This window comes from Kitasatospora sp. NPDC127060, assembly GCF_042724935.1.
Classification (GTDB): domain Bacteria; phylum Actinomycetota; class Actinomycetes; order Streptomycetales; family Streptomycetaceae; genus Kitasatospora.
Map to the genome: position 1 here is coordinate 159,008 of NZ_JBHXEG010000006.1, position 10,539 is coordinate 169,546.

A 10,539-nucleotide genomic window follows, 5' to 3' on the forward strand; every position below is an offset into this window, starting at 1 on the left:
CACCGGTGCCCGGCCGGCTCCTTCGGCCGAGGGGAGCCGGACGACCGGGTGTTACGAGTCGGTGTCCCAGTTGCACTTGGAGGCGAGCATCTTCTTGAGAACCGCGTCGGCATTTCCGGTGAGTTCGGGGCGCCAGGTCTCCAAGTCCCAGGTCGGGCCGCCGAAGTGCCCGCCGTCGGGGTTGGGGTAGGAGAACTGCGCGTGGCAGAAGAGCTGTTGGTAGGTGGACTTCTGCTCGGTCTGGGTGGCGCCGGGGAACATGCGGGTGTTGGACCACACCTGCTTCCAGTCGTCCTGCACGTCGCTTGCGGCGTCGTCGTTCCCGGTGACGGTCTTGAACGCGGCGGCGGTCGGGGTGACGTGGACGGACGTCAGGCGGCTGTTGGTCCAGTTCACGTAGACCTCGGTCTTCACCACCCACTTCGTGTTGGTGGTGCCGCCGTAGCCGATGCACGCACTCTGGCAGGCCTCGAAGGCGTCGGCCTGACCGCCGCTCCACAGGAGGTACTTGCCGGACTGGAAGTCCTGGCGGATGCCGTTGTTGTCGTCGACGTTGCCGCCGACGTGCCCGGTGTCGTACTCGTCGCTGGTGGGGTAGCCGTACGTCCCCCCTTCGTACCCGTACTGCCCCCACCACCAGCCGATGTTGCCGTGCACCGCGTGCGCTCCGGTGCTGGGGGACCAGTAGACCGTGGCGTTCTGGAACTGCTGGCGGACGCCGATCCCGTCGGGGTTCTTCAGCTCGTCGGTGAGCGGGTACCCCATGTAGCCGCCCTCCCAGCCGTGCTGGCCCCACTCCTGGCCGATGAGGCCCCACACGGCGTGCGCCCCGGTGTTCGGGCTCCAGTAGATCGAGCCGTTGTCGAAGACCTGGCGGCGGCCGACCCCGTCGGGAAGGCCGAGTTCATCGCTGGTCGGGCAGCCGAGTGCCTGCCGCACGCCGGGCGTCTGGGTGTACTCCGTCCAGATGGCGCCGTCCACCGAGTGGGAGCCGCAGAAGACCTCCGCGGAGGCCGGGGTCGCCTGGACGCCCACCAGCACGGAGGCGCCGGTCGCGCAGGCGGCGAGTGCGGCGAGGAGCCGGGTAGCTTTTGGCCTGTTCATGACCGGCAGTATTCCTGGATGTGACCGGTGCCGTACAGCCCGCGCGCGCGGCACTCCGCCGGCGCGCACCGGTACCGGCGCGCCGAGCGGGGGCCGCCGTCGGCTTCCGCGCCCCCGGCTGCGGCGGCAGGATCGCGAAACGACCGGTACGAGAAGCCACTTGGACAGCGAAAACGCAACTTCGACAACGCCCGCCGAGGCGACTACCTTCACCTGGTCTTCGGCGATCGGCCACGGTCGAACCGGAGTTCCCTCAGGCCGAGCCACCCGCGACACTCTGATCAGGGAGACACGCATGCCCCGACTCGCGCTGTACACCTTCGGCGTCCTGAAGTCGCCTCTCGCCGATCCCGCACCCCTCACGCGTGAACTCCACGACAGCGGCGAGGCCATCTACCCGACGATCAGCCGGCACCCCGGATACCTCGCCCACGCCGAAGCGGTGGACCGCGCCCGGGGCACCCACTTCGACCTGGACTGGGGCACCTGGGGAGAGTTCACCGTACCGGCCTGGTACGACAAGGGCCGTACGCCGGAAACCGTCGCCCTGGCCGCGACCCTCTCACTCTGGACCGACCTGCACTCCGCCTTCGACGCCATCTACACCGGCCTGCACCGTGAGGCGCTGAACAGGCGCTACGACTGGTTCGAGCGGACAGCACACCCGAATCACGTGCTCTGGTGGGTCTCCGACGGCGTGATACCCACCTGGCAGGACGGGGTTTCGACGCTGGAACACCTCCATGACCACGGCTCCTCCGCGCCGCACGCCTTCACCTTCCACCAGTCGTTCGCCCCGGACGGAACTCCGGCCAGGAGCAAGGGCATCGGGCCGAAGAGCGGCCAACTCACTGACAACCGCTCTCCGCGGTGAGAGGCGCGTTCCGGGTGCCACCGACCGCGGCGGTGGCACCCACCCCGTGAACAGATGCCGGCTTCTCGGCGGTGCCTGTTCGTCCTCGTCCTCGTCCTCGTCGTCCTCGTCGTCCTTGGACTCGGCAGTCCGCCGCAAGCGGCGGCCTCCGGTCACGGGGTGGCGACGATGAGGACGCAGCCGCCGCCGCCGGTGGTCCCGTCGGTGCCGTTCTGCCCGTCGGGTTGTGCTCTCCGGCCGCCGTCGCCGCCCCGGCCGCCGGTTCCGCCGTCGCCGGTGGCGGCGCCGGCCGGGCAGGCGCTGGTGACGGCGGGGGGCAGGGTGATGGTCCCGCCGGGCCCGCCGGTCTGGCCGTCGGTCACTGCGGTGCCGGCGGTGCCGGTGTAGAGGGTGGGGGTGGCGTCCACACCGGGGGCGGTGGCCGCGCAGATCGGGTCGGTGCCCTGGCTGCCGGCGGTGGCCTCGGCGAAGCCGCCTGATCCGCCGGCTCCGCCGCCCTGGCCGGCCGGGCTGCCCGCAGTTCCGGCACCGCCCGGAGGACGGCTGGCGGAGCCGTGGCCGCCGGCTCCGCCGCCACCGCCGGGAGCGAGTACCGCGAGTCCGCCGGGTCCGGTGACGGAGGCGGCCTGGCCGCCGGTACCGCCGTCGCCGGGATTGCCGGCGGTGAAGTCGCCGCCGCCGTTGCCGCCCCTACCGTGCAGCCCGCCGGGCGTGGTGAAGGGCACGCTGACGTCCAGCACGGCGCCCGCCTGGAGCCCGGTGAACGTACAGGTCAGACCTGCCGCGGCGCCGCCGCCGGTGCCGCCCTGGCCGCTGAGGCCGTCGCCGTAGATCATGCTGGCGCCCTGACCGCCGCCACCACCGCCACCGCTACCCGCGGCGCCCACGGCCGTGACGGTCAGCGTGCCGGTCTGGGCCGGGACGGTGTACTGGGCGAGGCCGGGGGCGCAGACGGAGGTGGAGCCGTCGGGAGGGCAGGACAGGACGGGAGTGATCAGGACGCATCCCGGCGCGCCGCCATCGAATCCGGGCACGCCCAGCCTGCCCGGCTCGCCCGGGCCGCCGAGGCCGGCGGCGGGGCACTGGGGTGCGAAGCCGTCCGGAGAGATCGTCCCGCCGCTGCCGCCCTCCAGGCCGGGTCGCCCGGCTGTGCTGGTGGTCGGAGGGCCCGTGACGGCTGTCAGTCCGTTGCCGGACGCGGTGCAGGTCGGCGCAGTGCCGGGCCGGCCTGCGGTCGCCTCCGATGGGCCGTCCTCGGTGTCGGGCGCGACGCCGCCGGCGCCTCCGCCGGTGCCGCCACCAGCGCCGCCGTCGACGCCGTCGAAGCCGTCGATGCTGCCGGCGCCGCCTCCACCGCCGGCCGCGGAGACGGCCAGGCCGCCGGTGGTGACGGCGGCGGCCCGGCCACCGCCGGCCGGACTCAGGACCTGCGAACTCTCCTCCAGGGCACCGGCATTGCCGCCGGCGGGCACGGTCACCGCCAGCACCGTGCCCGGCGCCAGGCCGGTGACGGTGCAGACGATCGCGGCACCGGCTCCGCCCCCGGCGCCGAGAGCCCCGCCGCCCCCGCCGCCGCCCCCGCCGATGACGGTCAACCGGACGTGCTGTGCGTTCGGCGGCACGGTGTAGGTGTAGGAGCCGGGGGTGTCGCAGACCGTCGTACCGTTCGCCGGCGGACACGGGTCGGCAGCCACGGCTACGGCCGCTGCTGCGGCCGTGCGGACCGTGGCCGTGGCCGTAGTCGTGGCGCCTGCCGTGGACGGCGGCAGCACCACGGCGCCACTCAGTACCAGGAGACCCGCGGACGCGAGCGCGCCCGGTAGCCGGCGCCCTCGGCCCCCGTTTCCGCCTTCTCCCGGAAATCGTCGTACCAGCACGTTGTCTCGGCCTCCCAGGTAGGTCATCGCAGGTGGGAACGGAGCGGAGTCGAACCCGTTCGCTCACGGAAAGTGTCACCATGGGCACGGTGGGTGCGCAACGGCGGCCGGGCAGCAGGTCGGGTGCCCGTCGGCGTCCCGGGAGCGCACGGTGACCGTCGGTGATCGCCCGCGACCGGTGGGTTCCCTCTCCGCGCCCCGAATGCGTGACTCCGCGTGCCGACGGCGCTCATCGAGGAGACCCTGGAGCAGCGGCCCCGGCCCGAACCCCCGAGCGGGTCCGGGTGCCGCGCTCAAGCCGGTGCGGGGTGGGGACCGCCGGTTCGGCGGCGGTGGCGGCGGGGACCGGAAGCGGGGGATCGGCCGACGCGTCAGGTGCCGGCCTTCCTTAGCGGAACGTAAGTTCTGTGCGGCGCTCCTTGCCGCCGTCCGGTGGCCGGCTGCACGCTCTGGGACACCCACCCGCCGTACCAGCCCCCCGGAGCCGCCATGTCCCCGTCCGCCGCCGTCGCCGTCCAGTCGCAGCCGCCCGGTGAGGAGCGCGCCCGACGGCGGCTCGCCATGGTCGGCGGGTCGCTGGGCAACCTGGTGGAGTGGTACGACTGGTTCGTCTACGCCAGCTTCGCCGTCTACTTCGCCGACGACTTCTTCCCCGGCAGCAACTCCACCGCGAAGCTGATGAACACCGCCGGCATCTTCGCGGTCGGTTTCCTGATGCGCCCGGTCGGCGGCTGGCTGCTCGGCCGGGCCGCGGACCGGCACGGCCGCAAGAGCGCACTCACCCTGACCGTCACCATGATGTCCGCGGCCGCCGTGCTGATCGCGATCGCCCCGACGTACGGTCAGTCCGGCTACCTCGGCGCCGTCGTGCTGCTGCTCGCCCGGCTGCTCCAGGGCCTCAGCATCGGCGGTGAGTACGCGGCCAGCGCCACCTATCTGACCGAGGCGTCCGCCCCGAACCGGCGCGGGCTCGGCTCCTCGTTCCAGTACGTGTCGATGACCTGCGGCCAGCTCCTCGGTCTGGGCATCCTGATCGTCCTGCAGCACACCCTCAGCAGCGCCCAACTGCACTCCTGGGGTTGGCGGTTGCCGTTCCTGCTGGGCGCCGTCCTCGCGGTGGTGGTGCTGTGGCTGCGCCGCCGGCTGCCGGAGACCGAGGCGTTCACCGCCGAGGCCGGCGGGCGCGCGGCGGCCGACGCCCGAGGCACCCTGCGCACCCTGTGGGAGCACCGGCGCCAGGCGGTGCTGGTGATGGCGCTCACCCTCGGCGGCACCGTCGCGTACTACACGTACACCACCTACCTGACCAAGTACCTGATCGGGAGCGCCGGGCTGAACAAGAACACCGCCACCCTGGTCAGCTTCACCGCGCTCGCCGTCTTCGCCGCGATCCAGCCGGCGGCGGGCCTGCTCTCCGACCGGATCGGCCGCCGCCCGCTGCTGATCACCTTCGCGCTCGGCTGCACCGTCGGCACCTACCCGCTGATGACGGCGCTCGGCTCGGCCGGCGGCTACTGGTCGGCGCTCGGGCTCTCGCTCACCGCGCTGGTCATCGTCACCGGCTACACCTCGATCAACGCGGCGGTGAAGGCGGAGCTGTTCCCGACCCGGATCCGCGCCCTGGGCGTCGCGCTCCCGTACGCCCTCGCCAACGCGCTGTTCGGCGGCACCGCCGAGTACATCGCGCTCTGGTTCAAGAACAGCGGGCGCGAGTCCGGCTTCTTCTGGTACGTCTCCGGCTGCGCCCTGGTCTCGCTGGTGACCTATGTGCTGATGCCGGACACCCGGCACGCCGTGCTCAGCCCGGCGGAAGCGCCGGCGGAGACCGCGCCGGAGACCTCCGGGGAGGCCCCGGCCGCGCCCGCCGGGGCGGAGACCGTACGGTAGTGCCCTCACCGCTGGGGAGGGTTACGTGCACATGCTGCTGGTCGAGGACGACGACCGGATGGCCCAGGCCCTCGCCACCGCGCTCACCCGGCGCGGCCACACCGTGCGCCGGGTGGTCCGCGCCGCCGAGGCACTGCGGCATGCCCGGGAGGCCGAGTTCGTGCTGCTCGACCTCGGCCTGCCGGACCTGGACGGCCTCGACCTGCTGCGCAAGCTCCGCACGGTGTGCGACCTGCCGTTGATCGTGGTCACCGCGCGCAGCGAGGAGCGGGACGTCCTCCAGGGCCTGCGGGCCGGCGCCGACGACTACGTGGTCAAGCCGTTCCGGATGGCCGAACTCATCGCCCGGATCGACACCGTGCGCCGCCGCACCTCCTCCCGGGACTCCTCGGACTCCGCGGAACCGGCCGAGGGGGAGCGACGGGTGCGCACCGGGGACGTCGCGATCGACCTCGCCGCCCGCACGGTGACCGTCGACGGCGCGGCCGTCCGGCTCACCCGGCGCGAGTTCGACGTGCTCGCCCTGCTCGCCGCCCAGCCCGGCGATGTCCGCTCCCGCGAGGAGATCCTCGACCGGATCTGGGGCGACGCCTTCCTCGCCTCCTCGCGCTCGCTGGACGTGCACGTGGCCGGCATCCGGGCCAAGACCGGCCGGGCCGCCCTCGTGCGCACCATCCGCGGCTACGGCTACCAGCTCGGCGCCCTGGACGGCCCGTGAGGCGCCGGCTGCTGGCCGTGCTCACCGCGCTCATCGGTACGGCTGTGCTGCTGCTCGCCCTGCCGCTGGCCGACTCCTACGCCCGCGGCCGCACCGAACACCTGCTGCTGCAGCGACGGGCCGACGCCGTACGCTTCGCCGAACTCGCCGACCGGATCCGCACCGACGCCGACCACCGGGAGCTCGACGCCGAACTCGGCCGCTACGCCCAGCTCTACGGCGCCGCCGTGACGGTGGTGGACGCCGCCGGGCACACCGTCGGCCGGGCCGGGACCGCCCCGCGCGGCGCGGCCGCGCGGCAGGCCGAGGAGCGCGCCCTCACCGGCCGCTCCACCGAGGCGCTGCCCACCATCCACCCCTGGGGGCCCGGGACCGTGGTGTTGGCCGAGCCGGTCGGACAGGACGAACGGGTCGGCGGCGCCGTGCTGTTGACCGTCCCCACCGGCGCCGCGCGCCATGACGTGCTGGTCCGCTGGGCGCTGATCGCGGCCGGCGCCGTCACCGCCTTCGGCGCCGCCGCCCTGGTCGCCGCCGGGATCGCCCGCTGGCTGCTGCGGCCGGTCGACGAACTCGACCGCGCGGTGGCCACCGTGGCGGGCGGGCGCTTCGAGCCGAGGGTCGCCGCCGACACCGGCCCGCCCGAACTTCGGCGGCTGCGGCGGCACTTCGACGGCATGGCGCAGGCCGTCGCCGAATCCCTGCGCCGTCAGCGGGACTTCGTCGCCGATGCCTCCCACCAGCTGCGCAACCCGCTGGCCACGCTGGTGCTGCAACTGGAGAACGCCGAGCCGCACGTCGGCCCGGGCCCGGGGCGGCAGGCGCACGCGCTGGCCCTCGACGAGGCGGACCGGCTGGGCGAACTGCTCGACGGACTGCTCGCGCTGGCCCGGCTGGAGGCGGCCGCCGCGCCGGTCGAGGAGAACGACGTGTCCGCGGCGGTGGCCGAACGGGTGGCCGCCTGGGTGCCGGTGTTCGAGGCGGGCGGGCTGGAGTTGACGGCCCGGGTGACGCCCGGGCTGCGTGCCCGTACCCTGCCCGACGCGGCCGGGCGGATCCTGGACGCGCTGCTGGACAACGCCGGCAAGTTCGTGCCGCCCGGGGAGCGCGTCCGGGTGACCGCCTCGGCCGGCCCGGACGGTGGCGCGGTGGTGCGGGTCCGGGACACCGGGCCCGGCGTTCCGGAGGCTCAACTCCCGATACTGCTGCGGCGGTTCGCCCGCTCGCCGGAGCACCAGAACCTGCCCGGAACCGGTCTCGGGCTGGCCATCGCGGACGAGCTCGCCCGGGCCGGCGGCGGCACGCTGACCGTCGCCCCGACCCGGCCGCACGGGCTGACCGTCGAGTTCCGGCTGCCCGCGCCGTGAGCTGGGCGGGCTCGGCGGGCTCAGGGGGCTCGGGGGCTCAGCGGTACCAGCTGCGGAGGGCGGTGGCGGTCTCCCGGACGTCGGCGCGGCCGTCCCGGATCCGGGCGGCGAGTTCGGCGGCGGCCTTCGGCCCGGCGGTGACGACCACTCCGGAGGCACTGAGGTAGGCGGCGGCGACCACGGCGGCGAAGTGCTCGTTGCCGGACTCCAGTGCCGGGACCCGGATCAGCTGGTGCATCAGCGCGGCCGCGCGCTGGTGCGGGCCCTCGTACACCGGCACGTCCATGACCTCGTCGACGTGGCGGGCGACGGCGGCGGTGAGGGTGCCGTAGTCGACGATGTCCGGGTCGGCGGGCAGGAAGCGGTGGGCGATGTCCAGCAGCCAGGCCCGGTCGATGCGAAGGATCACGCCGCGTCCCGCGGGCGTTCGCGCCACCGGCGGGCGGGTGCCGCCGGTGCCTGCCGTTCGGGTGCCTCGGGGAGCTGGAACCGGTCGTCCAGCCGGACGTTCAACCGCATGCCCCGCAGCGTAGCGAGGCGTACGGGGTGCTACCAAACGGCGCCTGACGGTGCTTGGCAGTGCTTGGCAGTGCTTGACGGTGCTTGGCGGAGTCTGAACGTGCTTGAAGGTGCTTGAACGTGCTTGAAGGTGCGTCGGGGTGCCGGGCTCACTCGTGGGCGCTGATCTCCCCGCCGGTGCCGAGCACGATGTAGACGCCGTTGGCGTTCAGCCCGTCGTCGTGCTGGTCGGCCTCCAGGGTGCCCATCACCGCGTTCTCGTTGCCGGTGATGTCGGCGCGGTAGTGCAGCTCGCCGACCTTGGTGACCTTGGCCGTCCAACCGCCCGCGAGCTTGAAGGTGCCCGGGCCCTGGTGCGCGCCGCCCATCCAGGCGTGGACGGTGCCGTCCATCGAGAGCACCACGAACATGTCGTTGGCGTCGACCCCGGCGTCGTGCCCGTTCGCCTCCACCGTGCCGAGGACCTGGCCGTCGTGGACGAGCTTGGCGACGTAGTGCAGGTCACCGAGCTTCTGGATCTCCACCTTGCTGCCGTCCGGCAGGGTCTGGCCGGCCGCCGGCGGCGCGCCCTTGCCGGCGCTCGCCGGCGGGGTGGTGCGGGCTGGGCTGGGCCGGCCGGCCGGGGTGCTGCTGGCGTGCGCGCTCGGGGGAGCGGCCGGTGACCCGTCGGCCGGGGCGGGCGTGGTCGCGGCGGGCGGGGCGGTGGTGGGCGTGGTGGCGGCGGTGGCGCTGAGAGTGGCGGTGGGCGTGGTGGCGGCGGTCGAACCGGAGGAGCTGCTGCAGGCGGTGGCGGCCGGGACCAGCAGCGCGGCGGTCAGCATGGTGCCGGCGAGGGTGCGGGCGCGGCGGGTGCGGCGGATCGTCGAGAGCGACATGCGGTTCTCCTGTGCCGAAGTACGGGTGAGGGCCGACGCCTTGACCGGCCCGGACGGGGCCGGCGGAGCGGCGTGCACGATCGAAGTTAGTCGGGGCACTCGACGGAATGACGCCTTCCGTGTCACCGGATCGTCACGCTCCCTGCCGGTTCGCCGGATGCCGCCCGTCCGTGCCCCGACCCACCCGCGCCCGATCGACCGTGCCTGGAGCAGCCCGGAGCTACCCGTACACCGACCGGTAGTAGGCCGCCGCCCCCGGGTGCAGCGGGACGGCCCCGGTGGAGATCGCGAACCGGGGCTCCAGCCGGGCACCGGCCGTCACCGACCGCAGCAGGGTGGCCCATTGGCCGAAGAGGACGCCGAGCAGTCGGCGGACGGCGTCCTCCGGCACGCCCGGACGGGCCGTCAGGTAGTTGCCCACGCCGAGGGTGGTGACCGGGCCGGCCAGGCCGTACGCGCCGGCGGGCAGGGTGACGGCCGTGTACACCGGGCCGTAGCGCTCCCGCAGCAGCGCGGCGACGGCGTCCAAGGGCACGAACCGCAGCGGCAGTTCGCCCGCCAGAGCGGATACCGCGGGCGTCGGCACACCGCCGGACCAGAACACCGCGTCCAGCTCCCCGGCCCGCAGCGCGGCCAGTGACTCGGCCAGCCCGAGCGAGCGTTGCTCCAGCGGCGCTCGGTCGCCGGTGAGGCCCGCCCGGCGCAGCAGCCGCCCGGCCGTGACCTGGTTCCCGGAGCCCACCGCGCCGGTGGCCACCCGGCGGCCCGCGAGGTCGGCGAGTTCGCGCACCGGCCCGTCGGCGGGGGCGAGCAGGTGCAGGTAGTTGACGTACACCCGGGCCAGCGCGGTGAGTTCGAGCGGGTGGTCGAAGGTGTCGTGCCCGAGCACCGCGTCCTCGGCGACGTCGGCTGTGGTCAGCGCGAGGTCCACCGAGCCGTCGGCGAGTTGCTGGAGGTTGTCGACGCTGGCCGCGCTGCTCACCGGGGTGAGGGTGAGGTGCCCGTCCGCCGTGACGGCCTCGGTGAAGGAGCGCCCGAAGGCGTTGTACGGCCCGCCCTCGGGCCCGGTGGCCAGCCGCAGCGACCGGCTCGGTGCCGTTCCGGCGGAGCAACCGGTTGAGCAGCCCACGGTGAGGGCCCCCGCCAGGGCGGCGCCCAGCAGGGTACGGCGGCGCGGGGCGGTGGCGGTCATGGCGGGAAGGGTAGCCCGCCCCGCCCCCGGAGGCGGCGGTTTATAGGGGTCGTTGCAACACGTGGTCGGTTGATCAGGCCGCGAGCAGTTTATGCAGGCGCTTGGCTGGGGTTTCCCAGTCAAGCGTTT

Annotated in this window: 9 protein-coding genes; 4 read left to right on the forward strand and 5 right to left on the reverse strand. The window is 74.1% G+C overall.

The genetic code is table 11. From position 1 onward, the window contains the following. Window positions 1-51: 51 nt before the first annotated feature. Window positions 52-1,104, reverse strand: coding sequence for a DUF2599 domain-containing protein (locus tag ACFWIS_RS06185; protein WP_380458207.1), 1,053 nt, complete (start codon window positions 1,102-1,104; stop codon window positions 52-54). Window positions 1,105-1,399: 295 nt separating this feature from the next. Between ACFWIS_RS06185 and ACFWIS_RS06190 the strand changes: the two genes are divergently transcribed. Continuing rightward, complete coding sequence (locus ACFWIS_RS06190; RefSeq protein ID WP_380458209.1) at window positions 1,400-1,978, forward strand: DUF3291 domain-containing protein; 579 nt, start codon at window positions 1,400-1,402, stop codon at window positions 1,976-1,978. A gap of 152 nt (window positions 1,979-2,130) precedes the next feature. On the opposite strand, the gene ACFWIS_RS06195 is transcribed toward ACFWIS_RS06190, so the two are convergent. Further along, a complete protein-coding gene (locus ACFWIS_RS06195) occupies window positions 2,131-3,672 on the reverse strand; it encodes a hypothetical protein (RefSeq protein ID WP_380458211.1) in 1,542 nt (513 codons plus the stop codon). A 744-nt stretch (window positions 3,673-4,416) separates the two neighbouring features. Between ACFWIS_RS06195 and ACFWIS_RS06200 the strand changes: the two genes are divergently transcribed. The 3 genes from ACFWIS_RS06200 to ACFWIS_RS06210 are packed head-to-tail and all read left to right on the forward strand — an operon-like array spanning window position 4,417 to window position 7,824. Next, window positions 4,417-5,742 (forward strand): MFS transporter, encoded by a 1,326-nt coding sequence (locus ACFWIS_RS06200; protein WP_380458227.1) that lies wholly within the window; start codon window positions 4,417-4,419, stop codon window positions 5,740-5,742. A gap of 25 nt (window positions 5,743-5,767) precedes the next feature. After that, entirely contained in the window at window positions 5,768-6,460 is a 693-nt protein-coding gene (locus tag ACFWIS_RS06205; RefSeq protein ID WP_380458213.1) for a response regulator transcription factor, read from the forward strand. Continuing rightward, window positions 6,457-7,824 (forward strand): ATP-binding protein, encoded by a 1,368-nt coding sequence (locus ACFWIS_RS06210; RefSeq protein ID WP_380458215.1) that lies wholly within the window; start codon window positions 6,457-6,459, stop codon window positions 7,822-7,824. Before ACFWIS_RS06205 ends, ACFWIS_RS06210 begins: the two co-directional genes overlap by 4 nt. 37 nt (window positions 7,825-7,861) lie before the next feature. Here the strand turns inward: ACFWIS_RS06210 and ACFWIS_RS06215 are convergent, their stop codons facing one another. From ACFWIS_RS06215 to ACFWIS_RS06225, 3 genes are all read right to left on the reverse strand, one after another. Further along, complete coding sequence (locus ACFWIS_RS06215; RefSeq protein ID WP_380458217.1) at window positions 7,862-8,233, reverse strand: fic family toxin-antitoxin system, toxin component; 372 nt, start codon at window positions 8,231-8,233, stop codon at window positions 7,862-7,864. 259 nt (window positions 8,234-8,492) lie between these two features. After that, window positions 8,493-9,218: a hypothetical protein gene (locus tag ACFWIS_RS06220; RefSeq protein ID WP_380458219.1), complete on the reverse strand. Its 726-nt coding sequence runs from the start codon at window positions 9,216-9,218 to the stop codon at window positions 8,493-8,495. Window positions 9,219-9,438: 220 nt separating this feature from the next. Further along, window positions 9,439-10,410 (reverse strand): TAXI family TRAP transporter solute-binding subunit, encoded by a 972-nt coding sequence (locus ACFWIS_RS06225; RefSeq protein WP_380458221.1) that lies wholly within the window; start codon window positions 10,408-10,410, stop codon window positions 9,439-9,441. Between the last annotated feature and the right edge of the window lie 129 nt (window positions 10,411-10,539).

Excerpts from the sequence above, each read along its gene's own strand:
- ACFWIS_RS06225 (WP_380458221.1), bottom strand. The coding sequence starts at position 10,410 with ATGACCGCCACCGCCCCGCGCCGCCGTACCCTGCTGGGCGCCGCCCTG.
- ACFWIS_RS06200 (WP_380458227.1), top strand. The coding sequence starts at position 4,417 with ATGGTCGGCGGGTCGCTGGGCAACCTGGTGGAGTGGTACGACTGGTTC.
- ACFWIS_RS06220 (WP_380458219.1), bottom strand. The coding sequence starts at position 9,218 with ATGTCGCTCTCGACGATCCGCCGCACCCGCCGCGCCCGCACCCTCGCC.
- ACFWIS_RS06190 (WP_380458209.1), top strand. The coding sequence starts at position 1,400 with ATGCCCCGACTCGCGCTGTACACCTTCGGCGTCCTGAAGTCGCCTCTC.
- ACFWIS_RS06185 (WP_380458207.1), bottom strand. The coding sequence starts at position 1,104 with ATGAACAGGCCAAAAGCTACCCGGCTCCTCGCCGCACTCGCCGCCTGC.